Raw genomic sequence first — 24,775 nt, forward strand, 5'->3', positions numbered from 1 at the left:
CGCCGTCCACAATGAACCTGATCTGAATGACCAAGCCACTCGTCCTCCGCACCGCCCGCACAGTCTGCCCACACGACTGCCCTTCCACCTGCGCTCTCGATATCGAAGTGCGTGACGACGGCACGATCGGTCGCGTCCGCGGCGCCAGGGACGATCCCTACACGGCCGGGATTATCTGCGAGAAGGTTGCCCGCTATGCTGAGCGTGCCCATCACCCCGATCGCGTCCTGCACCCGCTGCGCCGCATCGGTCCAAAGGGCTCAGGGCAATTCGAACAGATTTCGTGGGATGAAGCGCTCGAAGAAATCGGCAAACGCTTCGTTTCGATCGAGGCCGAACATGGCCCTGAATCCATCTGGCCCTACTATTACGCGGGCACCATGGGCCATGTGCAGCGCGACGGCATAAACCGGTTGCGACACGCCAAAGGCTATTCCGAACAGTACGACACGATCTGCACGATGATCTCGTGGACCGGCTACATCGCCGGCACCGGGCTTCTGGCCGGCACCAATCCCGAGCAGATGGCCGAAAGCGATTGCGTCATCATTTGGGGCACCAATCCGGTCAACACCCAGATCAATGTGATGACCCACGCCATCCGCGCCCGGCGCGAACGTGGTGCAAAACTCGTGGTTGTCGATATCTACCGCACAGCCACCATGGAGCAGGCCGACATGGCGCTGCTCATCCGCCCTGGCACCGATGGCGCGCTGGCGCTGGCCGTCATGCATGTGCTGCTGCGCGACAATCTTGCCGATCGGGAATTTCTCAGCAGTCACACTGACTTCGATTCAGATGTTGAATCACATCTTGCGGCAAGAACCCCGCTATGGGCCGCCGGCATCACTGGGCTTTCTATCGAACAAATCGAGGCCTTCGCCCGTCTGGTCGGCGAAAACCCGCGTAGCTATTTCCGCCTTGGCTATGGTTTTTCGCGCCAGCGCAATGGGGCCACCAACATGCATGCCGCGCTGTCCATTCCCGCCATGCTCGGCGCCTGGAGTCATCGCGGCGGCGGCGCCTTCCATTCAAATTCGGGTACGTGGGGGCTCGATAAATCCCAGATCACCGGCGCCGCGCTTAAAAAGTCCGGCGTCCGCGAACTCGACATGTGCAGGATCGGCGCCATCCTCACCGGCGATGCTGAGGCACTCAAGGGTGGTGCACCTGTCAAGGCGCTTCTCATCCAGAACACCAACCCGATGGTCGTCACCCCCGATCATGCGCTCACCCGGCAGGGTTTTGAGCGGGAGGATCTGTTCACTGTGGTTCACGAGCAGTTCATGACCGAAACCGCCCAGATGGCCGATATCGTTCTGCCCGCCACCATGTTCGTCGAGCACAATGACTATTACACCCGTGGCGGCCACACGCGCGTCCTTTACGGCCCGAAAATCATCGATGCTCCCGGCGCGGCAATGCCCAACCATTTCGTTATCAACGAAATCGCCAAACGGGTAGGGGCCGCCGACGCCGTAACCGAAAAGACCGATCGCGAGTTGGTCGCTGAAACCTTCGCAAGTTCGGGGTATGGCGACCTCGACGAGATCGAAGCCAATGCCGGCTTTGTCGATCGCGCCTTGCCCGACGACAAGTCGCGCTACACCAAAGGGTTTGCCTGGCCCGGCGGTAAATATCGTTTCAAGCCCGATTGGGAAGCAACGCGCATCAAGCGCGGCGTCAGCTGGGTCTGCGATCCGTCCGAAATGCCCGCTCTTGTCGATTTCTGCAATTGGAACGAGCCGACCAACCCGACCGTGCCATTTCGGCTCGCCACATCGCCGGCCCGCACCTTCCTCAACTCCACCTTTGGCGAAACGCCTGGCAGCCAGAAGCGCGAAGGAACCCCGTCCTTGCTCATGCACCCCGAAGACGCCGCTCGTCTGGCGCTCGATGATGGCGCGCCTGTCACCATTGGCAATCACCGTGGCAGCGTCGAGCTGACCTTGCGCCTTTTCAATGGTCTGCAAACCGGCGTTGTCATTGCCGAGGGCCTGCACCCCAACAAGGCTCATCGCAAGGGCAGGGGCATCAATACGCTTATCGGGTCCGATGCAGTCAGACCCTTTGGCGGTGCCGCCTTCCATGATGCCGCCGTCTGGGTCCGGGCGTCAGACCTATGACCTCCATCGCCCCTGCATCCCGCCCGCGCATCGCGGCCATCGACGTCGCACGCGGCGTCGCCATCGTCGCGATGATCATCTACCATTTCTCCTGGGATCTGGCCTTTCTGGGGTTCGTGAGTTTCGACCCCACCCAGTCACTCCCCTGGATCATCTTCCAGAAATCCATCGTCGGCACCTTCATCTTTTTGACCGGCGTGTCCCTGGTCCTCGGCCATGGCGAAACAATCCGCTGGCGCCCCTTTTGGCGCCGCTTCGCCATCCTCCTCGGCGCCGCGCTGATCATCACGGCTGGCACCTACGCCTTTAATCCATCCACCTTCGTCTATTTCGGCGTCCTGCACGCCATAGCGCTGTTTTCCCTCATGGGGCTGGCCTTCCTCACAGCGCCGCTGGTTTTGGTGCTTGGACTGGCCGTCATCCTCATCGGCATGCAACTCTTCATCCAGAGCCCGCTCTTCGGCGAAAAGCTCTGGTCTTGGATCGGCCTCTGGGACGCGCCGCCCCCCAGCGAAGATCTGGTCCCCATCTTCCCCTGGTTCGGCGTCGCCCTGCTTGGCATCGCCGCTACCCGCTGGGCGATCAATAGCGGCGTCACGAACCGTCTCGCCCAATTCAAGGGCACATCAACGCCCGCCCGCGCCCTGGCAAAACTCGGCCGCTGGAGCCTCGTCATCTACGTCCTGCACCAGCCCATCCTCATCGGCATCTTAATGGGCATCGCCTCCCTGACCGGCATCAGCGAAACCCGTCGCGCCGACAATTTCCTCGCAAGCTGCCAGACAAGTTGCATCGAAACCGCCCCCGATGCCACCTACTGCACCGCCTACTGCGCCTGCACCCTTGACAGCATCGAATCCGACAACCTCTGGCCCCTCCTCGAAACTCCCGATCGCACCCCCGAGCAGGACATCGCCCTCTCCGACCTCACCAACCAATGCGCCGCACAAGTGCTCGACGAAATGCTTTTGGCGCCACAGGCAGAGTAGGGACGGGGGCGAGGCGCCCGGCACCTCACTGTCCCCCGCGTATCCTCGGGTTTGACCCGGGGATCCGCTGCGCGGCGATCTCCACAACAGTCATGGTATGACTAAAACGGCAAAATGCGTCGGCTTCCGTTTGCGACCCCATTGCAGCCGCTAAACTTGGCGCCATTCGCCTGCAAAGCAGTCTTTCGCGGTAGGTGATGATCGGCTACCCGGGAAGTAGAATTTTCAGAATGACGGCCACAAAAATGGCTGCACCTACGGTGGCGAGAAAGCCCCATAGATGGGCATTCATTTTCCTGCTTAGGATACGTTCTACCGTAAGGCCTTCGATATCCACTTTCTTTGTGAAATTCTCTCGATAGGCGTTGATCTGATCTGCAATTTCCTGCGCCCGGTCAAGGTCGTTCCCGACGCTTTGTGTCAAAGGAAACAACTTGGCCGCGTTCAATGAGGTGGGCGAATGCGCCAATCCCGCCTTGGCAAGAACTGCTTCTTCCTGGACGGTGTGAAACGCGAGAGCGGTTTGCGTGGATCGCCCGAATTGGACCACCTCTGCCTTCCCATGGTTAGACAAGTCCAGATGAAGTGATCGGTTCATCATGCCAAAGCTGATCAGTAAGCCATCCATCAGCACGATTTTTGGATATCCCGATAACGCACAGGCGACGAAATATAGCGACGATCCTAAAGCGGCTAACCCGAACATGAACAGAACGAGCCACAAAAAAAAGTCTTGGATATCTGTCCAACTGCTCAGCGACGACAGCCACAGCATTCCGACGCCAAACAGAACGTATGGCAGCTGACCAATGATGGTTTTGATCGGCCGAAGATGGCCTGAAATTAAAAGGATCGATTGTTCTGATAGCGCCATTTCTGTCCTCAGGAATCCACTTACCTTAGGCGCAATCCATTGGCTGACAACAACGATTGCCTGAAATGCTTAAAGACCGCTGTTAAGCCCCTCGGATAATCATGTCCTGACTGTTGGCTCCAACCCCAAAAGGTATCGGACTGGGTAAAGAAAGGGACGAGCTTGGAAATGAGTTGGGAATTGTGATCCGAGCAGAAGATGCGCGGTGATCCAGGAACGGGTCAACTGGCAACCCGGATTTACACTATTCACCTTTGGTGTCCACAAGCGGACGGTCTGCAAGCCACCCCACGCCGGACATTGCGCACCAAACCAATCCTTGCGCGCCTCCGCCCCTACACCCCATCACTTTGCCGACCGCTAGGTACCCCAAAAAACGCTGCAACAAAATTCCGGCCATGGCCCGCGCTAACACCCCGCCCACGGAACACCAACGCCCCATAACCGTTACAGAGAAGTCTTCAACCGGTAACGGCGAGCATGTCAGAACATTTCGAGACCTTGGCCCGGTGGGGCTACGCAGCGCGCGGCGTGGTTTATCTGCTGCTGGGCGGGCTCACCCTGACTTCGGCGATCTGGGGCGGGCGCGATTCCAAGGGGTCGTCCGAAGCGCGTCACTCGCCGCTCATGCATCGGCAAAGGATGTAAAAACAGACGAAGCAGCGTGCGAGGCGGCACACGCTGCTGGACAGGCAGTCGCAACCGCGCATGTTCCTCAGCATGCCTATGGAGGAGCCTATTACGCCCTTAGGCAATAATAGCAGCTCGTCTGGAGGCTGCCGAATGGATTGTCGATGAGGAGCGGGCCTGGCAATCAGCTAAGTTGCCAGATCATCTACCCGAGGAGATCATGAGCAGGATAATTGTTGAGCCTCGAAAGAAAGGGCTTGTTTGTGACCATTCAAAGGGCCTGGGTTAAGCTACCAACGATGTGACATGCCCGTTCGGGTCGGCTATTTCGTCCTGTGATGCAATGCGGACGTTCCGCTTGCCGCCCCATGCCGGTCATCCGCGGGGGGATCCCATCATCGCAGCAACGGCGCAAAGGGGCAAAAGCAGATTCGGCTGTCGACCCCATACCGGACGATGGGAGGTGAATTCAACGCTTCATACAGCTGCCATTTGTTCCTATTTCCTAATTCCTCGACAAGAACCTAAGTGGGTTTTAGAGAGCTAGTCGGCTGAGCGGTAATTCTCGGCTGTAGACTCGAACCCACGGGGAGGCTGGATAATCATGAAGGAAAAGACACTAGCGATTTGGGAAAAGCAGGATCAGCACAAGGGCGATCGATGGCGACTGTTTCAAGCGATATGCGCGGCGGTGCCCGCGCGTCGAGTGCTTTATGCGGGCAGCTACGTGGATGTCGCGCCGTCCTTCGTTTATGACGACGTCACCTATGCGGACATGGACAATCGGGCGGCAGCATTTTTTGCCGATACCGAGGGCGTGAAGCAGATCATTGCCAACCATGACGGAAACGTCGAGGGGCGGTTCGAGTTCGTCCACAGCGATTATCGAACGCTGGATATGGAGGCGGATAGCTTTGATCTGCTAATTTCGCTCTATGCAGGGTTCATATCAGAGCCCTGCGGACGTTTTTTGCGCATCGGTGGCCATTTGCTTGTTAATTCAAGTCACGGTGACGCAGCGCTTGCGGCGCTCGACTCACGGTTCAAGTTAGTCGCGGTTGTCTTATCGACAAACAAGCACTACCGGGTCACCGATCAAGACCTCGACAGCTACATGATCCCCAAAAGGCCGCAAACGATCACCCGTGACAGCCTGATGAAATCGGGGCGTGGCATTGCCTATACCAAAACGCCATGGGCCTATTTGTTCGAACGGGTAGTGTGACCTTTTTCCTGATGAGCCAATGATAAGCTAAGCTGTTGGCTGCGCCGCAGAACATGTCGCAGGAGGGCTCTCTGCCCGCCACCTTACGCCGCGCTGACGAGTAAAATCGAACTGCTACTCGAATTTTGCCAATCGGCCGATGTCTGCTTTCCAGATGGCCTCCGTCCAAAACCGGTCGGTCCGCAGCCCACCCCACGCCGGACATTGCACACCAAACCGATCGTTGCGCGCCAATGCCCATACCCTGCCCACGGAACACCAACGCCCCCATAACCGTTACAGAGACGTCTTCAACCGGTAACGGCGAGCATGTCAGACCATTTCGAGACCTTGGCCCGGTGGGGCTACGCGGCGCGCGGCGTGGTGTATTTGCTGCTGGGAGGGCTCGCCCTGACTTCGGCGATCTGGGGCGGGCGCGATTCCAATGGGTCGTCCGAAGCGCTGTCGAGCCTGCTGGGCTTGCCATTCGGTCGCGTTTTGCTTGGCTTGGTTGCCATCGGTCTTCTCGGCTATGCGCTCTGGAAATTTGCACAGGGGCTGCTCAACGCCGATAACCGCGACAACGACCTTCAGGGCTTTGCAACGCGGGCGGGGCAGTTGATAAGCGGTGGCGCCAATCTTTTCCTCATGCTGACAGCGGCGCGCCTGGCGTTAAGTCTTGGCCAGGGCGGCGGCGGTGGAGACGGCGAGGAAGCCGCTTCAGCGTGGCTCTTACAGCAGCCATTCGGTCCGTATTTGCTGGGCGTTGTCGCCGGCGGCGTGATTATTGCAGGTGGTGTGCAGATCTGGTACGGCGCTTCGCGCGGCTATCGAAAACGTGTTCGGATACCAGGCGCGCACCAGTACTGGATGGACCCGGTTTGCGCGTTCGGTCTCATTGCCCGCGGGACAATTTTCGCCATCATCGGTGGCTTTCTCTTCTATGCCGCGCTGACCGTTTCACCGGATCAGGCGGGAGGCACCAAGGAAGCGCTGGATTATGTGTACGCATTGCCGTTCGGCCGTATCCTCTACGGTGTCGTGGCGTTGGGTCTGATGGCCTTTGGAGTGTATGGCATCATCCAGGGCCGGTATCGACACGTCGATGCGCCCGACCTTGATGATGTTAGCGCTGCTGCCCGCATCTGAACGCGCAGGCGAAAGTTCGGTCAGCCGTAAACGCCCCAGAAGAAATACAGGGTCAGCCCCACCCCATAAATGATGACAAACCCGCGGATCACCTTGGCCGGCACCAGGTGTGAGAAATAGGCTGCCGCGAAGCCGCCGACCATTGCCCCGGCCAGTGCCACGCTGCCTTCGCCCCAGGCGATCGAGCCCGTTGCCGCGAACCGCAGCACGGCCACCACCGACACCACAGCCGAGATCAGCAGTTTCAGCCCGTTCATGGCGTGGACGTCTTCGAACCCGGCAAGCGCCAGCCAAGCCAAAAGCACGATCCCCAGACCCGCATTGAAGAACCCGCCGTAAAAGCTGATGGCCAGCAGCAGTACCGACAACCCGATGGCGCCGACCCTGGCCGCGCGTTTCGAGCCTTCCGACCGTGCAGCAAAAAACCGGTTGATCCGCTGCCCAAAAATATAGATGGCCACCGCGAACGCCATCAGCCAGGGGATGATCCCGGCAAAGGCTTCGTCGGAAATCCGCATCAGTGCCTCTGCGCCGAGATATCCCCCCACCAGCCCAAGCGCGCAATATAGGGGCAGCCGCCCCTTGTGCGGCGCTATATGCTTCCAGTAGCCGATGGCCCCGGTCACATAGCCGGGCAGGCAAGCATAGGTGTTTGATGCATTGGCGAGCACCGGCGGCACACCGGCGAACAACAGGGCCGGAAAAATCACAAAAGAGCCGCCCCCGGCGAGCGAATTGATCATCCCGCCGACCAGGCCGGCGGCGAACAGCAACATATACGTCAATTTCGGGATTCCCACAGACCCACAACATTGTGCAATTTGCGGTCACCGAACGCTCAAGTCCATAGATATTGGGCCCATTGTTGCCGGCATTGACAAAGCGTCGCAGCGTGCTTATCTCACGGCTTGGTTGAAGCGCCTGCCGTCCGCAAGGGCATATGTCCTACGGTGAAGTCTTCCACGCCAACCCGATTTTCCGGGCCGCGCGCACCAGCAAACATCGTCCCAACCCATTGGCGGTGCTTGGCAATGCGGACTCCCAAGACGAAAATTCCGCCGTGGAGATATGACGATGCGCAAACCAGCATCCCATCTGACCACGACCGATCTCAAGACCGAGGCGCGCCAGTATCGTGCCACCCAGCTTGATGCCGGTCGCACTCTGAGCCAGTCGCAAGCTCTTGAAATGGTTGCGAGATTTCACGGTTTCCGTGATTGGAATACGGCCTCCGGCGTGCTTCCCGTCACCCGCGGACCTGCCTATGCCGTCAGCCAGCAGGTCGCAGGAACCTATCTCAAGCAGCCCTTCACCGGCACCATCATCGGCGTCAAGGCCCTGGGGGCAGGGGAGATGTTCCGCCTGACCATCCAGTTCGACGAGCCGGTCGATGTCGTTGCTTTCGATAGCTTTTCTGCCTTCCGCCATCGGGTCGACGCCACAGTCAACCGCGACGGTGTATCGCCGAGCCGCACCAGCGATGGACAACCACATATGGTCCTGATCAGTGCCTGAATCGACCGGGGCGCCCGCCGCGCCCCGGTTTTTCTCAGTCCGGGCCTTGCATTCATCGTTCAATTACGATGAAGTGCGTGCAACTCCTGAATAATCAGCAGATTGGATTTCTAATGGCCGAGCAGACTCAACCTATCGAGCTCTATTATTTTCCCACGCCCAACGGACATAAGGTCTCGATTATGCTCGAGGAATTGGGCGTTCCCTACTCGGTCCATCCCATCCATATCGGCAAAGGCGACCAGTTCAAACCAGAGTTTCTGGCGGTTTCGCCCAATAACAAAATTCCGGCCATCGTCGATCCTGAAGGGCCGGGCGGCGCGCCCATATCGGTGTTCGAATCCGCGGCAATTCTCAAATATCTCGCCGAAAAATTTGACAAATTTTATCCCCAGGACCAGCGCGCCAGGGTAGAAGTGGACGAATGGTTGTTTTGGCAAATGGGTGGGTTTGGCCCGATGCTTGGTCAAAATCATCATTTCAAGCAGTATGCGCCTGAGAAAATCCAGTATGCGATCGATCGCTATGTCAACGAGACCCACAGGCTTTATGGCGTGCTGAACAAGCAGCTCGAGGGTCAGGATTACATCGCTGGTGAGTACTCGATTGCAGACATGGCCTCGCTCAGCTGGTCGCTCGGGTGGGAAAAGCAGGGGATGGACATAAGTGAATTTCCCAATGTCGCCGCCTGGCAGGAGCGTTTGAAAGCCCGCCCCGCAGTGGAGCGCGGTTTAGCCGTAAAGCTGCCAGAGGATCAGCAGATGGACTTGGCTGATGACAAGGATGCCCAAAAAGTGCTTTTTAATCAACGCGCTAAATGAAACAGAAAAAGGCGGCACTCACGGTGCCGCCTTTTTGTTGTCAAACAAATATGTGGCTTACCAGCCGTTCTGGTCGAACCAGGTATCCACATCCTTGCGGGCTTCGTCCTTGGACTTGCCATAGCGTTCTTGGATTTTGCCTTCGAGCTGCTCGCGCTTGCCCGCAATCACGTCAAGGTCGTCGTCAGTGAGCTTGCCCCACTGTTCCTTGGCCTTGCCGGTGAACTGTTTCCAGTTGCCTTCCATCTGATCGCGATTCATTTTGGGTCTCCTTTTTTGTTCGTTGTTTTTAAAACGGTTTGACCGGCCAACCGGTTCCAACCGTCAAACCGGAACAAATTGTCGCTTGCCGACCCATTTTCGCGTTCAGCGACAAAAACCCCTTGCGCTTCCGGGACGATCCGGGCTACCACCCGCCTCGGAGAGGTGGCCGAGTGGTCGAAGGCGCGCCCCTGCTAAGGGCGTAGGCGGGTAACTGTCTCGAGGGTTCGAATCCCTTCCTCTCCGCCATCGCGCCTAAGTTATTGATCTTGAAGCTTTCATCGCTCGATCGCGCGCCGGTTCAACGCCGGAAAAATGCGTCTTTCCTACCTCTCGAAAATGAACTCCGGCTGGCATGTCCAGATTCGAAGTCCTGTTCCGCTCGATCCGATGGACTTTTATCCGCAAGCGGTTGGATACGAACAAGCGCCTGCTGCCGGCACGCCGGGTTTCCCTGGACCAAGGCTACCTTGATGTTTTCGGTATCAACGCCTCCCAACTTGGTCCGGCAGTCACGATCAAAGGATTCGCATCGATATCATCGGCAACGTCGACGTCGATCCAGCCATTGACCTAATTCTTATACCCGATACCGGCCCGAGCGATCCCGCAGCAGGACAATAGACAATCGTCCATTGTCGCTGCTTTTAAGGGCTCAATTCTCGAATGGCCCTTAGAAAGCGTTCGCCAATTAAGCAGTTAGGGCCTGTCGGCGCTTGGCTAGGTGGATGTGGTCACAGGCCAGAACCGTCTCCCCGCGCTGGTTGAGCACTCGAATGCGTTCTGTAACGCGACCATGCTCAGGACGTTTGGGATCATCGTCAAGCGATGCGATCTCAATTTCGGTGTGGATCGTATCGCCAATAAACACTGGTTTGGGGAAGCGAAGCCGTTCATAGCCATATGTGAATGCCAGCGGGTTAATCTCGCTTGCTGTCAGCCCAATACCGATTGCAAATGTCATAGTGCCGTGCGCTATGCGTTGGCCGAATGCGCTGTCCTTCATCGCTTCTGCATCCATATGGTGCGGAAAAAAATCGCCAGTATGACCGGCATGAACGACGAAGTCGGTTTCGGTTATCGTCCGACCATATGTGGAGCGAATTTCACCCCGTCTATAGTCTTCAAAATGCCTGGGACGCTCCATCAAAAACTCTCCCTGAACAGCGTGTTGAGGTCGGCAATGATAGACCGGGGGCTGTGTTTTTCGCGAAGCCCTTCAGTCAGCCTGCGTGAAGCGCTTTGTTGGAATGTCATGTATCCGTTATGTCGCGGCCGCAGCCATCCGTGTTCGAGGGTCGAGCGGGTGCTCCTATAGAAGTTCCTGGTGGTAGCGTTGACGATGTCGTCTTCCCAGCCCGCTGCATGGGCCGGCTGGCCGCCGGCTGACGGATAAAGAGTATGCTGCACTTCGCTGCTGGCAACCCAAAATGCATAGTCGGTCGCCAAATCGGCGTGCTGACGTAACGCAGAAACGGCAATCCCTGTCCCGCCAATTGCCGAACCGGTCGGACCTTCCGTTCCAGCGACGGGGATGTTGGCGAACCTCAACCGGTGCGGTCGGAAGCCATTAAGAGAATAGCTGACATAACCGTATCCAAGAGGCATTACAGCAAGCCGTGAGCCTTCTGCTGCCATGGCTTCGGACGCCGCGATCGGGTCCATTTCAAAATTTGCATCATCGAGAAATGGCAGCAATTCGGCGAGCAGATCCAACGCGCGCACGCCCGCATCGAGGCCGATCATATCTGCGCCGCCATCGGCTGCGCATGGTGTTCCGATGTTTGCGGCCAGCGTGAAAAAGCACATCAGAGCATGTGGCTCGCGTAGCGGCAAAACAATGCGTCCTTCTCGTGCCATATCGAGAACGTCGTCCCATTGCGTGAGCGGCGTTTCCATTATGTCGGGGCGCCACGCCTGGACTTGCGCCGCAGCATCGATCGGAAATGCCCATTGGCGACCACGCCAGTTATAGCTCTTGAAAGAGGGGCCGACGGAATTTCGGCTCATCTCGTCGAGTTCGGATCGCCGCGACGGGGTATCGAGAGCGACAAGACATCCTTCATCTGTGATCTGCCCAACATGGGGGTGGTCGATGACAATCAGATCGTATTGTCGGGCAAGCTCTTTGACAGGAAAGCTCTCGAAGTCCTGCAAGCTCCGCTGGTCCCACGCGATTTCAACCCCGGTCTTTTGCATCCATTTTCGCGACGTTTCCACCATCGGGTCATAACCGCGCGGATGGCGCCAGGTCATGCCGCTCAGCTTCGTCATAGTCCAAACTCCTCACGGATCGTGCTGCTTTGCTCTCCGATTTTCGGTGCCGCGCGATGTGTCTGGGCACGCCGGCCGTTGATCCGCAGAGGTGAGCGTGTCGTTTGAATTGAAACGCCGTCCTCTCGTGTGACGGTCTGCAGCATATCGAGAACCTTGAAGCCTTCGCTGGCCATCAATTCAGGCCAACTGAGAACCTTGGCGCACCAGATGTCGGCCGGTTCGAGAATGGCCAGCCAGTGGTCTGTGGTGTGTGTCGCCAGATGCTCGGCCAGGGACTTCTTTATGGCGTCTCGGTCGGAGAACCAGGAGCCGGGGTCGGAGTAGTTTGTGAGCGCATCAAGTTCGAGCAATTTGCCAAGTTTGCCGATCGGTGTCATGGCGACGGCAATGTAGCCGTCAGCTGTGGGATAAACTCCATAGGGCGCTGATAGATAGGCGTGAGCCGATCGGAATTCGGACCGCTTGGGAAGGCGTTGACCATCGTTAAGGTGGGTGGTCAGGACTTCGAACTGAAAGTCCACCATCGACTCGAGAAGACTCGTTTCTACATGCGCGCCAGTGCCCGTCACGCCTCGGCGTACAAGCGCGGCAAGCACGCCCTGAGCCACATTGGAACCTGCAAGCATATCGGCGACTGCAAGGCCGAACGGGACAGGTCCTTGATCGTCATCGCCGTTAAGCCACATCACGCCCGATCGCGCCTGCGCAAGCAAATCCTGTCCAGGCCGATCGACCCAGGGGCCGGAGTTTCCATAGCCGGTAATTGATGCATAGACGATCCGCGGGTTTAGTTCCCTTACAGAATCGTAGCTCAGTCCGATGCGCTCGATGACACCTGGACGAAAGTTCTGCAAGACGACGTCAGCACTGGTCAGGAGGCGTTTTAGGGACGCTAGGTCGTCGGAATTCTTGAGATCGAGCGCGAGGCTCTCCTTGGAACGATTTATGGCATGAAAAATCGTTGAGTCGCCGCCAATTTCAGTATCGGACAGGTACAGAGAGCGCGAGAGGTCGCCAGCTCCGGGCCGCTCTATCTTGATGACGCGGGCACCCAGATCCTGCAATCGCAGCGATGCGTATGGACCCGAAAGAAACTGGCACATATCGATAACGAGCAGCCCCGACAGGGGGAGGTCTTGATCATTCATGAGCTTCACTTTGGAACCGGGCAGGGGCATTGGTTGGAGTCTTTTCACCCAAGTGCATCAAATCGATCGCGGTTTGGATTGAAGAGGTGTTGCGGGCCGTGCCGCAGAGTCGAATGCAGCTTCAACCAGGGCCATTGTGTGCCACGCATCTTCCACAGAGGTCACAAGGTCTTTATCTTCGCCAGCAGCAAAACGCTGAAGATTGCTCATTGTCCCGATGAATGCATGCGGGAACCATGAGCCCGCAAGGGGCACTTCGGTCCATTGGTCTTCACCCTGGCCAATCCACAACTCATCAGGTTCCCCGTTAGGGTAGTCGAGCAGGACACCCATCTTGGCTACGGCGACCCCTTTTGTGCCTTCGAACTTGAAGGTCGCATCTTGAAACTTCCTGCCGAAACCGTGGTTGTGATTAACCGACATTGTTGTGCGGATTTCGTCGCCGAAGTCGAGCAAAGCGCTTGTTCGGGTCTGAGCCATATCGGATTTGGGGTGGCCCATGGTGCGGGCGTGAACCCCTGAAGGGTTTCCGAGCAAACCACGAAGCATGTCGAGATAATGGATCGAATGCACTGCTATTTCGATGCGCGGTAAGCCCTGGAGAAAGGGGAACAGATGCCAGGGCGTCAAAATGTTAACGTGCAGATCAACGTCGATCAGGTCTCCCAACCATCCACGGCGTCGCACATCGGCTATGGCCAGTATGATAGGGGAAAAGCGCAATTGAAAATTGACAGCGGCCTTTAGCGACTTCTTGCGCGCCAGTTGAAGAATTTCGCTCGCTTCCCCCAGCGTACTCCCCATTGGCTTTTGCAACAGCACACATGCACCATCGGGTAGTTCCGGCATAACTTTCAGGTGGGCAGAAGGCGGTAGCGCCAGATCAAACACTGCATTGGGCGTCGAAACAGCGTCGCCCAAGGTTTCAAACGCCGCAATGTCCCACTTTTCAGCTAAGGTTCTAGCGCGTTGATTATCGAGATCGTAGACGCCTGCGACCGGAAGTCCCGCCAGTTTGTAGGCGGGCAAATGCGCGTCATTGACGATCCCACCTCCGCCGATGATGACGATCGGGCGGGGGGCTGATGGCAGCGGCCAGGCCTGCTGCAGTGCGGCCACCTCAAGTGTCAAAATACAGCCCTCCTCCGTGGAACTGCTAAATTCTTATGTAAATAATCTTTTCACATGTGCAGGTCGGTTGCAAGAGACCATGCTGACGCTGTCATGCACCGTACCCAGATGGCACCTCAATCCACGTGGAAGACCTGTTCCATGCCAGCCCACCATTCGCCGTCTCTACGCGTGGCGAGGGGCGATTGCATGGGTTCGCAAATGGCCCACCATTCCTGCGTTCTAGGGTCTGCGGCCATCAGGGCCATGTCCGCTCCGTGGTCGCTGCCCACATACTCATAGTAAGAGAACAACAAGTTCTCTGGCTCTTTGAGAAAAATTGAATAGTTGCGGATATAGCTCGATTTGATCTGCTTGAGCACGTCAGGCCAAACCGCTGCATGAATGCGTTTGTATTCGTCGATCTGTTCGGGTTTGAGCCCGATCACTGATCCTATGCGTTGCATGTCCAATTTCCTCTTATGAAATTCGGTAGATTCGCTCGGCGTTACGATGGAGCAGCCGAGCTTTTTCGTCCTCACTTGAACCCGATAGCAGCGTGTGCGTTGCCTCGACCCAGCGTTCAAGGTCGGCAGTAAGCGTGCAAACTGGATAATCCGATCCCCACACAAGGCGGTTCCATCCGAATGCCTCTATGATGTGCTCGGCATAAGGACGCAGATCGTCTGCAGTCCAATTGGGGCCGGCATAGGCGACAATACCCGAGAGCTTGGCTACGAGGTTTGGACGCTTTGCAATATCACTGATAGCTCTTCGCCAGCTTTGGAAGTCATCGCCGGCGATGTCGGGAACGCCGCAGTGATCAAGGACAAACTGGACGTCTGTGACCCTGTCGACCAGAGATCGACCAATGTGCAATTGGTCGGCCCTGACGCAAAGATCGAAAGTTAGCTGACGATCAGCGAGTTTTGAGAGATTGCTGGCAAAGAGGTCAGTTTCTGAGAGCGCGTCGGGTGACTGGTGCAGCACCCGCCGAAGCCCTTTTACGCCGTCAATGGCGGCCACGCGATCCAGAAATGCATCAAAACCGTCATCTTCCGGGCGACATGAAGCAATTGCGCCAACGATACCGGAGTTAGCTGAAGTCATGAACTGCGTTTCAGCAATCATGTCAGCTTCGGCGACGTCGACTTCCATGTGAAGAGCAGCTTCTATTCCGAGTGTGCTGGCTTGCGCAAAGTAGTCCTCGGCCGACCAGCGCTTATTGATGGCAGGTGCTCCAGACAGCCAAGGATAACGGAAGCGCTCGGGGTAGATCAGGTGCAAATGGGTGTCCACAATGCGCATGTGGCTTTTTCTCCAACCGTCAGAGGGATTTTGGCTGCTGGGATAGTTCGGCTGATGCGGCAAGCAAGAGCTCTATTGTCTTGGCCGTGTCTGGGGAATCGTTGCGATCAAGTCGGTCCGTATAGGGGCAGGTGAGTGCCGCCTTGATCGTGCCAAGCGGTCCGAATATGGGGACTGAAAGGTTGTAAACAGAACCAACCTGCGCGCTCGGCATGTTTTCGAATCCCTGTTCGCGCACCTTCTCGAGCCGTTGCTCCAAGGCCGGTGAGATGACCTCAATATGCGCGACACCATGCTCTTCAAGCATGAACTGACGTTCTTCCTTGCTGGCAAAGGCCAGGAAGACGTGCCCTGAGCCTGTATTGACAAGGCCCATCTGCGATCCAACCCGGATCGACACGTTCCAATAACCAGGCCCATCGACTTGGGCCACGACAACAAGGGCGTTGCGATCGTGAATGACGAGATGGCACGCTTGTTGGGATTGCCTGGCGAAGTCGCGCAATAGTGGCATCGCCTGGCTGACGAGGCGCTTAATCGGCGGTCGCTGATGGGCCAGCTCAAAGAGTTTCAGCGTCAGTTCATAGCGGTCCTCGGTTGTGCGTCGAACGTAGTTCCTGCGCACGAGCCGATCTAGCATCCTGTAGATCTCGTTGGGTGTCCGTCCCAATGCCTTCGAAATCTCTGCCTGGTTCAGGCCCTCTTCGGTGCTGGCCAAGAGCTCAATAATATCAAGACCCTTGTCGAGAGCAGGGGCCCTGTAACGGTCTGCATCATCCAATGCCATGCGTATCCTCCAAGCGATTTGCGCGCACTATAGGCGCTCGGTGTGCCGCCCTCCATCGACTTTGTCGCGCTACCGCCATTGACCATTCTGCTTGATTTGTGATTACATACAAATAGTACTTTCAAATATGGATGATCAAGACTTGATTTGATCGACCGACATCAGCCCATCATTGGAGGAGGAACTGGGAAGATGAATACGATTTGGAAAAAAGGGCTTCTTGCATCCTGCGCTGTTCTGGCCGTTGCCGGAGCTGGCGTTGCACAAGAATTCGACTACGGCTCGTTCGATGGCTATACGCTTCGCGTAAAACTGATTGGTGGCACTCAGTATGAGCGCCTCTACACGCGCATCCCCGAGTGGGAGGAGATGACAGGCGCGACTGTCGAGATCGTTTCGTCCAAAAACCACTTCGACCTTGATCGGGAGATCAAGCAAGACATGGCCGCCGGGCAGATTTCATGGTGCGTTGGTTCAAACCACACGAGTTTCGCGCCGCAATATGGCGACCTTTATATCGACCTCAATGACCACATCCCAGAGTCTGAGCTCTCACAGTACGTCGAAGGCACGCTGGCCGCTTCCGAGGTCGACGGTCGCCTTGTGCAGTTGCCGCGCGTCACAGATGTATCCAACCTCTATTACCGGAAATCCGCATACGACGATGCCGACAACCAGGCGGCCTATATGGAGGAGTTTGGTGTCGAACTGGCGCCGCCGACCACTTATGACGAATTCAGGCAGCAGGTTATTTTCTTTGCTGACCCTCCCAACGTCTATGGAACCGCGTTTGCTGGCAAGGACGAGGGGATGTCGGGTCGCTTCATGGAAATCCTGCGTGCGAATGGCGGGGACATGTTCGACGAGAACTGGAATCCCACGTTTAATTCACCCGAAGGCGTGGCAGCTCTGCAGTGGTTTATCGACATCTATGAGGCCGGCGCGGTTCCTGCTGGCACAGTCAATTACACTTGGGATGACATAGGTCAGGCAATGGCGGCTGGTCAGCTTGTTCTTGATCTTGATTGGCCAGGATTTGCTGGCTTCTATGCTGACCCTGAAGCCTCGCGAATTGCAGACGATCTCGGTTTTGCCGTCGCGCCGGTCGGTTCGGCAGGCGTTCGTGGTGCTTGGTCCGGCTCACACTCATTCTCGGTCACCGAGGCGTGTGACAACAAGGATGCCGCAGTTTCTTTTGCCGTCTTCATGACCAATGACGAAAGCGAGTTGCTCGAAGCGCAGGCAGGCAACCTGCCGACGCGTTCGGCCACATTCGATCAAGCAGTTGCTTGGTTCAATGAAAACGACATGCCGCATATGGCTGAAATGTTCCAAGTCTTCCAAGGCTCGCTCGACGAGGCCCGGACCCCGCCGCTGATCGCGCAGTGGATTGAGGTTTCAAACGTTCTTTGGCCTGAACTCCAGGCAGCCATAGTGGGTGAAAAAGACGCCCAGCAGGCATTGGACGATGCAGCCCAAGAAGCAACCTACATCATGGAAGATGCGGGTTTGATCTAGACCAACTCCTCCCAGGCGTGGGGTGCCGAAACTGTGCGGCATCCCACGTCCTATGCCTGCCGGGTGCGCAAAGACGCCGCCCGCAAGGCCGATTCAGGCCCGAATCCCCAATTGAAACCGGGACGCCGAACCGCATGAAATTCCTTCGCTCGCCACGGGCCGTTCCTTACCTGCTCTTGATGCCCGCCATACTGGTGATCTTGGCGGTGGTGCTTGTTCCGTTGGTCATCTCGTTCTGGACGAGCTTTACGTCCTATAATCTCACCCGCCCCGACTCCCTGTTTAACTTCGTCGGACTGAGAAATTATCAGCGCCTGATGGGTGATGACGATTTCTGGTGGGCATTCGGGCGAACTGTTGTCTTCATTACCATAGCGCTCAATCTCGAGCTGCTTCTTGGCTTGGGGTTGGCTCTGCTGGTCAACAAAATTACCTGGGGCCAGCGGACGCTGCGAACGATCATGATGTTTCCCATGATGTTCTCACCCATCCTTGTTGGTTTTCAGTTCAAGTACATTTTTAACGACTCCATCGGCCTGGTGAACAACGCGCTGTTTGACCTCGGGCTCATCGACACACCAATCCCTTGGCTCGTCGATGGCACCCTTGCAAATTTCGCTATCATTTTTGCCGAAATGTGGATGTCTACATCGATCTTTGCGATCCTGCTTTTGGCCGGTCTTTTAGCGCTCCCTAAGGAGCCGCTTGAGGCGGCCAAAGTGGATGGGTGCAATGCCTTCCAGGTGTTCAGGCATATTACGTTGCCGTTTCTGATGCCGTTCATATTCATCGCAATGACGATCCGCTCTCTGGACGTCGCGCGGGCTTACGACATGGTCAGGATAATGACCAATGGTGGGCCGGCGGGGCGAACGGAACTCATCTGGACGCTCATGACCCGGACTGGCTACCAGAACTCCCAGATGGGGATGGCCAATGCGATGGGGTACGTCTCGATCCTGCTCTCGATAGCGTTCACGGTCTATTTTTACCGCCAACTGATCAAGGCCCGCGGCTTCATGGGAGGTGCACAATGAGCCGGACAAGGACCATAGAACAGCCCTGGCAGCGTTGGCTGATCCGTCTCGGCGTTTTCATCGCCATGGCCATCTTGTGCGTCCCTGGCCTTTGGGTCGTTCTGACGGCTTTTCGACCCAACATCGAAATTCTTGCGCGACCGCCGGTCTGGATTCCCGAGCGTTGGACGCTGGACAATTTTCAGCGTCTCTTCGGGCTCACTGCGAACCAGCAGGGCTTGCCGGTTGCGCAGTACTTCATCAACTCCTTGGTGATTTCACTGACATCGACTGCGGTGGCAATCTTTGTCGGTATGGCTGGCGGGTACGCTTTCGCGCGCTACCGTTTCAAGGGCAAAGGTGCGCTGTTCCTGGGCTTCATGCTGAGTAGAACGGTGCCGGGCGTCGCACTGAGCCTTCCCCTATTCGTGCTATGGAGCCGTATCGGTCTGATCGACACCCAATTCGGTTTGATCCTTGTGTATATGGCGATCAACATCCCATTCACGATCTGGCTCACAGACGGGTTCTTCCGCCAGATTCCCGCCGATTTGTCGGAGGCAGCGCAAATCGATGGGTGCACCCGTTGGCAGGCGTTTTGGAAAGTAGAGTTTCCGTTGGCCCGGTCCGGGCTGGCGTCTGCAGCGATCTTTGCGTTCCTGACATCTTGGAATGAATACGCGCTGGCCAGTCAGCTCACACGCACGACGGCGTCAAAAACCATGCCGGTCGGGCTAATGGATTTTACTGCTCAGTTCACAGTGGACTGGACTGGGATGAGCGCCATGGCGGTGCTGATCATCATTCCGGCTCTCGTGCTCACATATATCGTACAGAAACATTTGATTGCCGGACTGACTTTCGGCGGAGTGAAGGGTTAATCAATGGCCGAAGTTACCCTCGAAAAGGTCGTAAAGCGTTACGGACAACTCGAAGTTGTTCATGGTGTGGACCTCAAGATTGCCCAGAATGAGTTTGTTGTCCTGGTCGGCCCGTCCGGCTGCGGAAAGTCCACGACCCTGCGAATGATTGCCGGGTTGGAGGATATCTCGGGCGGGCAGATTCGCATCGGCGATCGCGTCGTCAACGAGCTGCCGCCGCGTGCGCGAAACATCTCGATGGTGTTTCAATCCTATGCACTTTATCCGCACATGACCGTTCGCGAGAATTTGGGGTTTGGCCTTAAAATCGCCGGCGAAAATGAGGCCGAAATCAAGAAACGGGTGGATGATGCTTCCGCTATTCTTGGTCTCGTGGACTTCATGGACCGCTTGCCAGCCAATCTCTCTGGTGGCCAACGTCAACGCGTTGCCATGGGCCGCGCCATAGTTCGCAATCCCGACGTGTTTCTATTCGATGAACCCCTTTCTAACCTCGACGCCAAGCTGCGGGGCCAGATGCGGGTGGAAATCAAAAAGCTGCATCAGCGGGTCAAGACCACGGTTATCTATGTCACTCATGACCAGGTCGAGGCCATGACGCTGGCGGATCGGATCGTCATCATGCGCGACGGCTATGTGGAGCAGGTAGGGACGCCCACCGAAGTTTTCGAGAATCCGGTGAATACCTTCGTTGCCGGTTTCATAGGATCTCCGCCGATGAACCAGCTTGATGCGACGATTTCAATCAGTGGAGGGCAACCTGTCGCAACCTTGAGCGATGGTTTCGCCATACCGGTGCCCGCTCCGATTGCCGACAAGGTGGCCGACGGACAGTCTGTTGTTGTGGGTTTTCGCCCAGATGGTTTTGCGCCACGCGGCCACTCGCTTCACGAAGGCGCACTTTCTGTTTCTGTAACCCGAAACGTCACCATTGCAGAATTGTTGGGCAATGAATCAATCCTGATCACCGAACTCGGTGGGAAGGAAGTACAGGGTAAAATGCTTAATCCACGCCCGGTAAATCCAGGTGAGCAGCTTGAATTCACGCTCGATCTGTCGCGCCTGCATGTCTTCGACAAGGTCTCTGGCAGGAACCTTGGACTTTAGACATGGCATTGATCGAACGCGTTGAACTGCTGATGGTCGACCTCAAGCCGAAGGTGAAGAGGGTCGACGCCATCCAGTCTTTCGTATCACAGGAAACGCCGATTGTGCGGATCTATGATGCCGATGGAACCGTGGGAACAGGCTATTCCTATACAATCGGTACTGGCGGCCACGCCGTAATGAGCTTGCTAGAGCGGACGTTGGCCCCAGCACTCATTGGCCGAGAAGCTTATGATGTCGAAAAAATCTGGCGCGACCTGCTTTTCCTTACACACGCGACCAGCGTCGGCGCGATTACATCAATCGCACTCGCTGCCATCGACACAGCCCTATGGGATCTCAAGGCTCGGAAGCTTGGCCTGCCTCTGCACAAACTTGCTGGCGGGGCTCAGGATGCAATACCACTTTACACAACTGAAGGCGGATGGCTGCATCTGGAACTGGAAGCGCTGGTTGAGGACGCAGTAACCGCAAAAGCGCGTGGTTTCTCTGGATGCAAGCTCAAGATTGGTCGGCCCTTGCACGAGGATGTCGCTCGCATTTCAGCGGTACGCGACGCAGTAGGGCCTGGGTTTGAGATTTTCACTGACGCTAATCAAGCTTTCACCGTTGATGAAGCCATCAGACGGGCTAGGGCATATGAAGTGCTTGATATCGGTTGGCTCGAAGAACCCCTGCCAGCCGATGACATCGCCGGTCACACGCGGCTAGTCGGTCACACGAGCATTCCGGTCGCAATCGGCGAAAGTATCTATTCGCATCTGCATTTTCGCGAATACCTTGAGCGGCACGCCTGTTCCATTGTCCAGGTCGATGTCGGACGCATTGGTGGCATAACGCCATGGCTCAAGGTTGCTCACCTTGCTGAGTGTTTCAACGTGACGGTGGCGCCCCATTTTCTCATGGAACTCCACGTTTCGCTTTGTGCTGCCGTTCCGAACGCACGCTGGGTGGAGTACATTCCGCAACTTGATTCAATAACTTCACAGGGCATGACGATCCACGACGGCAAGGCTGTTCCTTCCGACGCACCGGGTCTCGGCATAGCCTGGGATTTCGATGCCATTGAAGGGCTTACCGTCGATGGCAGCAGGTCTTCAGTGTCATAGGACGAACTCGATATGAACAATCTCAAAGGCAAAGTCTGTCTGATTACAGCTGCGGCGCAAGGGATCGGGCAAGCATCGGCGCTGGCGTTTGCCAAGGCAGGCGCATACGTGATTGCGACGGACATCAACGCTGAAAAGCTAGAGGACTTGAAAGGCCAAGACGCGATTTCCACCCACGTGTTGGATGTGCTGTCCGCGGAAGCGGTCGCCAATTCCATAAGCACATTCGGGCAGATCGACATTCTGTTTAACTGTGCGGGGATTGTTCACAGCGGCAACATTCTTGAGTGCAGCGATGAGGACATTGATTTCGCGCTCGCACTCAACCTCAAGGCGCAGATGCGGACAATCAAGGCCGTTTTGCCAGGTATGCTCGAACGAGGTGACGGCGCAATCATCAACATGTCTTCGGTCGCGTCTTCGGTTAAGGGCGTCGCAAACCGTTTTGCCTACTCAGCATCAAAGGCAGCGGTGATAGGTCTTACAAAATCGGTTGCCGTCGATTTTGTAGACAAGGGAATTCGGTGCAATGCGATTTGCCCCGGCACTGTCGATAGCCCGTCCTTGCAGGACAGATTGCGGGCCATGGGCAACTACGAAGCCGCTCGGGCTGCCTTTATCGCCCGTCAGCCAATCGGACGCATCGGCACCGCCGAAGAGATCGCTGACCTTGCAGTCTATTTGGCCGGTGCGACTTACACCACGGGCCAAGCTTACAATATTGATGGCGGTTGGACTGCCTAAGAGCATTTTGAACACCATGACAAAGATCACCCGCCTCGAATGCTTCGATCTGCGGTTCCCGACGTCGCAGTCACTCGATGGCTCGGACGCTATGAATCCTGATCCCGACTACTCTGCTGCCTATGTGATATTGCATACCGACGGATCGCATCAGGGTCACGGGCTGACATTTACGATCGGTCGAGGCAACGAAGTCGTCTGCGCTGCCGTCAAAGCTCTGGCATATCGCGTGGAAGGTCTGGACTTGCAGGCGATTGCAGACCATCCTGGAGCCTTCTGGCATAGTATCACCGGCGACAGCCAGCTCCGATGGATTGGTCCTGATAAGGGAGCCATGCATTTGGCAACCGGTGCAGTTGTCAACGCGGTCTGGGATCTGTTGGCCAAGGAGGCGCAAAAGCCGGTCTGGCAATACGTATCCGAGATGACGCCGGAGCAATTGGTGCGCATCATCGATTTCCGTTACCTTTCCGATGCCATCACGCCGGCGGAAGCGCTTGATATCTTTCGTCGCGTCGAGTTCGGCAAGAAGGAGCGTATGGCCACCTTGGAAGCAGAGGGCTATGCCTGTTACACAACGTCAGCCGGCTGGCTAGGGTATTCAAATGACAAGTTGCGGCACCTTGCGCAGGAGGCCGTGGATAACGGGTTCTGCCACATCAAGATGAAGGTGGGTCGTGACCTGGACGATGATATCAGGCGCCTTGAGATCGTGCGCGAGATCATGGGGCCGGATCGAAAGCTGATGATCGACGCGAACCAAGTCTGGGAGGTTGATGAGGCAATTGAATGGATCAACGCCTTAAAGCGCTTCAATCCCTATTTTATCGAAGAGCCGACAAGTCCCGACGACATTGAAGGTCATCGCAAGATCCGGGAGGGCGTTTCGCCTGTTAGGGTCGCGACAGGCGAAATGTGCCAGAACCGCATACTCTTCAAGCAATTCATCACCCGCGATGCCATCGATATCGTGCAGATTGATGCTTGCCGTATCGGCGGACTGAACGAAGTGCTTTCAGTGCTGCTCATGGCGGCGAAATTTGGCAAGCCCGTTTGGCCCCATGCTGGAGGCGTAGGGCTGTGCGAATACGTTCAGCACCTTTCCATGATTGATTATCTTGTCGTATCTGGAACCAAGGAGGGCAGGGTGATCGAGTATGTCGACCACTTGCACGAACATTTCGTCGAACCCTGCTTCATTTCGAATGCGGCTTACATGCCCCCAAAACTGCCCGGATTTTCTATCGAGATGCATGCTGAATCCATACAGGCGCATCTATTTGATGCCGTGCCAAACTAACTGGAAACTAGGAGTCGTCGCATGAAACTTATGCGCATTGGAGCCAAAGGCGCCGAGAAACCTGCCATTCTGGACACTGACGGCAAGATTAAGGATCTCTCAGGCGTCGTCGATGACATTGCTGGAAGCGTGTTGACCCCTGAAGGGCTCGCCAAACTCCAAGATGTCGACCGATCAAGTCTGCCAGAACTCGACGCGGATCAACGTATCGGCGCTTGCGTGGGACGGGTAGGCAAATTCATCTGTGTCGGACTTAACTATGCAGACCACGCTGCAGAAACGGGCGCGAGCATTCCGGCAGAGCCAATCATTTTCATGAAGGCGACAAGCGCAATCAACGGTCCCAATGACGATGTCATAATCCCGAAGAACTCAAAAAAAACAGATTGGGAAGTCGAACTCGGCATCGTGATCGGCAAAGAGGCCCGCTACGTCGACGAGGCGGATGCTTTAGATCACGTTGCAGGTTATTGCCTGATCAACGATCTCTCTGAGCGCGAGTTTCAGATCGAGCGTTCAGGACAATGGGTTAAGGGCAAATCGGCTGATACGTTTGGCCCGATTGGCCCTTGGCTTGTCACCAAGGACGAAATCGCCGACCCCCAAAACCTTGCCATGTGGCTCGAGGTCGATGGTCGCCGCTATCAAGATGGCTCCTCGAAGACCATGATCTTCGGTGTAGCGAAGGTAGTGAGCTATCTTTCGCAGTTCATGAGTCTGCAGCCCGGTGACGTTATTTCAACCGGTACGCCCCCAGGGGTAGGAATGGGAATCAAACCCGAGCCCGTCTACCTCAAGGCCGGCCAGACAATGCGCCTTGGGATTGAAGGACTTGGCGAGCAACACCAGAGAACTGTTGCCTGGTCATAGTTGTTCTAAGGGCGCTACGGCGCCCTTAGTA

General features: G+C 56.4%; 27 protein-coding genes and 1 tRNA gene. 18 read left to right on the forward strand and 10 right to left on the reverse strand.

Going from position 1 to position 24,775, the window contains the following annotated elements:
- Positions 1-26 precede the first annotated feature (26 nt).
- Complete coding sequence (locus ACN0TA_RS06490) at positions 27-2,126, forward strand: molybdopterin-containing oxidoreductase family protein (RefSeq protein WP_417580985.1); 2,100 nt, start codon at positions 27-29, stop codon at positions 2,124-2,126.
- Positions 2,123-3,115, forward strand: coding sequence for a DUF1624 domain-containing protein (locus tag ACN0TA_RS06495; protein WP_417580987.1), 993 nt, complete (start codon positions 2,123-2,125; stop codon positions 3,113-3,115). Before ACN0TA_RS06490 ends, ACN0TA_RS06495 begins: the two co-directional genes overlap by 4 nt.
- 205 nt (positions 3,116-3,320) lie before the next feature.
- Here ACN0TA_RS06495 and ACN0TA_RS06500 read toward each other — a convergent pair whose 3' ends face one another.
- Positions 3,321-3,989 (reverse strand): hypothetical protein, encoded by a 669-nt coding sequence (locus tag ACN0TA_RS06500; RefSeq protein WP_417580989.1) that lies wholly within the window; start codon positions 3,987-3,989, stop codon positions 3,321-3,323.
- Between the two features lie 480 nt (positions 3,990-4,469).
- Between ACN0TA_RS06500 and ACN0TA_RS06505 the strand changes: the two genes are divergently transcribed.
- The 4 genes from ACN0TA_RS06505 (at position 4,470) to ACN0TA_RS06520 (ending at position 6,972) form a co-directional block, all read left to right on the forward strand.
- Entirely contained in the window at positions 4,470-4,637 is a 168-nt protein-coding gene (locus tag ACN0TA_RS06505) for a DUF1206 domain-containing protein (RefSeq protein ID WP_417580991.1), read from the forward strand.
- The gene (locus ACN0TA_RS06510) at positions 4,565-4,747 is read left to right on the forward strand and encodes a putative immunity protein (protein ID WP_417582080.1); all 183 of its coding nucleotides are present in this window, start codon (positions 4,565-4,567) and stop codon (positions 4,745-4,747) included. Before ACN0TA_RS06505 ends, ACN0TA_RS06510 begins: the two co-directional genes overlap by 73 nt.
- A 476-nt stretch (positions 4,748-5,223) precedes the next feature.
- Positions 5,224-5,844, forward strand: a complete 621-nt coding sequence (locus tag ACN0TA_RS06515; RefSeq protein ID WP_417580993.1) for a hypothetical protein — start codon at positions 5,224-5,226, stop codon at positions 5,842-5,844.
- A gap of 309 nt (positions 5,845-6,153) precedes the next feature.
- Complete coding sequence (locus tag ACN0TA_RS06520; protein WP_417580995.1) at positions 6,154-6,972, forward strand: DUF1206 domain-containing protein; 819 nt, start codon at positions 6,154-6,156, stop codon at positions 6,970-6,972.
- Between the two features lie 20 nt (positions 6,973-6,992).
- Here the strand turns inward: ACN0TA_RS06520 and ACN0TA_RS06525 are convergent, their stop codons facing one another.
- A complete protein-coding gene (locus tag ACN0TA_RS06525) occupies positions 6,993-7,748 on the reverse strand; it encodes a sulfite exporter TauE/SafE family protein (RefSeq protein ID WP_417582082.1) in 756 nt (251 codons plus the stop codon).
- Positions 7,749-8,046: 298 nt separating this feature from the next.
- Between ACN0TA_RS06525 and ACN0TA_RS06530 the strand changes: the two genes are divergently transcribed.
- Together ACN0TA_RS06530 and ACN0TA_RS06535 are read left to right on the forward strand one after the other, a co-directional pair.
- On the forward strand, positions 8,047-8,487 hold the full coding sequence (locus tag ACN0TA_RS06530) for a glyoxalase superfamily protein (protein ID WP_417580997.1): 441 nt from the start codon (positions 8,047-8,049) through the stop codon (positions 8,485-8,487).
- A gap of 113 nt (positions 8,488-8,600) precedes the next feature.
- A complete protein-coding gene (locus tag ACN0TA_RS06535; RefSeq protein WP_417580999.1) occupies positions 8,601-9,308 on the forward strand; it encodes a glutathione S-transferase N-terminal domain-containing protein in 708 nt (235 codons plus the stop codon).
- Positions 9,309-9,365: 57 nt separating this feature from the next.
- On the opposite strand, the gene ACN0TA_RS06540 is transcribed toward ACN0TA_RS06535, so the two are convergent.
- Positions 9,366-9,569, reverse strand: a complete 204-nt coding sequence (locus ACN0TA_RS06540) for a CsbD family protein (RefSeq protein WP_417581001.1) — start codon at positions 9,567-9,569, stop codon at positions 9,366-9,368.
- Positions 9,570-9,728: 159 nt separating this feature from the next.
- Here ACN0TA_RS06540 and ACN0TA_RS06545 point away from each other — a divergent pair.
- Positions 9,729-9,818: transfer RNA gene (locus tag ACN0TA_RS06545), tRNA-Ser, on the forward strand.
- A gap of 106 nt (positions 9,819-9,924) precedes the next feature.
- Positions 9,925-10,146: a hypothetical protein gene (locus ACN0TA_RS06550; RefSeq protein WP_417581003.1), complete on the forward strand. Its 222-nt coding sequence runs from the start codon at positions 9,925-9,927 to the stop codon at positions 10,144-10,146.
- Positions 10,147-10,260: 114 nt separating this feature from the next.
- On the opposite strand, the gene ACN0TA_RS06555 is transcribed toward ACN0TA_RS06550, so the two are convergent.
- The 7 genes from ACN0TA_RS06555 to ACN0TA_RS06585 all read right to left on the reverse strand — a co-directional run bounded on the left by ACN0TA_RS06555 (position 10,261) and on the right by ACN0TA_RS06585 (position 16,199).
- Positions 10,261-10,716 carry a MaoC/PaaZ C-terminal domain-containing protein gene (locus ACN0TA_RS06555; protein WP_417581005.1) on the reverse strand — a complete coding sequence of 152 codons (456 nt, stop codon included), beginning with the start codon at positions 10,714-10,716 and terminating at the stop codon, positions 10,261-10,263.
- Positions 10,716-11,843, reverse strand: coding sequence for an extracellular solute-binding protein (locus tag ACN0TA_RS06560; RefSeq protein ID WP_417581007.1), 1,128 nt, complete (start codon positions 11,841-11,843; stop codon positions 10,716-10,718). Before ACN0TA_RS06560 ends, ACN0TA_RS06555 begins: the two co-directional genes overlap by 1 nt.
- Positions 11,840-12,994: a CaiB/BaiF CoA transferase family protein gene (locus ACN0TA_RS06565; protein WP_417581009.1), complete on the reverse strand. Its 1,155-nt coding sequence runs from the start codon at positions 12,992-12,994 to the stop codon at positions 11,840-11,842. The genes ACN0TA_RS06560 and ACN0TA_RS06565 overlap by 4 nt, the downstream gene beginning before the upstream one ends.
- A 57-nt stretch (positions 12,995-13,051) precedes the next feature.
- Positions 13,052-14,125 (reverse strand): Gfo/Idh/MocA family protein, encoded by a 1,074-nt coding sequence (locus ACN0TA_RS06570; protein ID WP_417581011.1) that lies wholly within the window; start codon positions 14,123-14,125, stop codon positions 13,052-13,054.
- A gap of 116 nt (positions 14,126-14,241) precedes the next feature.
- On the reverse strand, positions 14,242-14,571 hold the full coding sequence (locus ACN0TA_RS06575; protein WP_417581013.1) for an L-rhamnose mutarotase: 330 nt from the start codon (positions 14,569-14,571) through the stop codon (positions 14,242-14,244).
- A gap of 13 nt (positions 14,572-14,584) precedes the next feature.
- Positions 14,585-15,412, reverse strand: coding sequence for an amidohydrolase family protein (locus ACN0TA_RS06580; RefSeq protein WP_417581015.1), 828 nt, complete (start codon positions 15,410-15,412; stop codon positions 14,585-14,587).
- A 19-nt stretch (positions 15,413-15,431) separates the two neighbouring features.
- Positions 15,432-16,199, reverse strand: a complete 768-nt coding sequence (locus tag ACN0TA_RS06585) for an IclR family transcriptional regulator (protein WP_417581017.1) — start codon at positions 16,197-16,199, stop codon at positions 15,432-15,434.
- Positions 16,200-16,391: 192 nt separating this feature from the next.
- On the opposite strand from ACN0TA_RS06585, the gene ACN0TA_RS06590 reads away from it, so the two are divergent.
- From ACN0TA_RS06590 to ACN0TA_RS06625, 8 genes are all read left to right on the forward strand, one after another.
- A complete protein-coding gene (locus ACN0TA_RS06590; RefSeq protein ID WP_417581019.1) occupies positions 16,392-17,717 on the forward strand; it encodes an ABC transporter substrate-binding protein in 1,326 nt (441 codons plus the stop codon).
- Between the two features lie 134 nt (positions 17,718-17,851).
- A complete protein-coding gene (locus ACN0TA_RS06595) occupies positions 17,852-18,754 on the forward strand; it encodes a carbohydrate ABC transporter permease (protein ID WP_417581021.1) in 903 nt (300 codons plus the stop codon).
- Entirely contained in the window at positions 18,751-19,614 is an 864-nt protein-coding gene (locus tag ACN0TA_RS06600; RefSeq protein ID WP_417581023.1) for a carbohydrate ABC transporter permease, read from the forward strand. Before ACN0TA_RS06595 ends, ACN0TA_RS06600 begins: the two co-directional genes overlap by 4 nt.
- A gap of 3 nt (positions 19,615-19,617) precedes the next feature.
- Complete coding sequence (locus ACN0TA_RS06605) at positions 19,618-20,721, forward strand: ABC transporter ATP-binding protein (RefSeq protein ID WP_417581025.1); 1,104 nt, start codon at positions 19,618-19,620, stop codon at positions 20,719-20,721.
- Positions 20,722-20,723: 2 nt separating this feature from the next.
- Positions 20,724-21,830 carry a mandelate racemase/muconate lactonizing enzyme family protein gene (locus tag ACN0TA_RS06610; RefSeq protein WP_417581027.1) on the forward strand — a complete coding sequence of 369 codons (1,107 nt, stop codon included), beginning with the start codon at positions 20,724-20,726 and terminating at the stop codon, positions 21,828-21,830.
- Positions 21,831-21,842: 12 nt separating this feature from the next.
- A complete protein-coding gene (locus tag ACN0TA_RS06615) occupies positions 21,843-22,574 on the forward strand; it encodes an SDR family oxidoreductase (protein ID WP_417581029.1) in 732 nt (243 codons plus the stop codon).
- Positions 22,575-22,590: 16 nt separating this feature from the next.
- Positions 22,591-23,874, forward strand: coding sequence for an L-fuconate dehydratase (locus ACN0TA_RS06620; protein ID WP_417581031.1), 1,284 nt, complete (start codon positions 22,591-22,593; stop codon positions 23,872-23,874).
- Between the two features lie 21 nt (positions 23,875-23,895).
- Positions 23,896-24,744: a fumarylacetoacetate hydrolase family protein gene (locus ACN0TA_RS06625; protein WP_417581033.1), complete on the forward strand. Its 849-nt coding sequence runs from the start codon at positions 23,896-23,898 to the stop codon at positions 24,742-24,744.
- Positions 24,745-24,775: the final 31 nt, after the last annotated feature.

Source organism: Pelagibacterium sp., from assembly GCF_048264985.1.
In the GTDB taxonomy this organism is placed as follows: domain Bacteria; phylum Pseudomonadota; class Alphaproteobacteria; order Rhizobiales; family Devosiaceae; genus Pelagibacterium.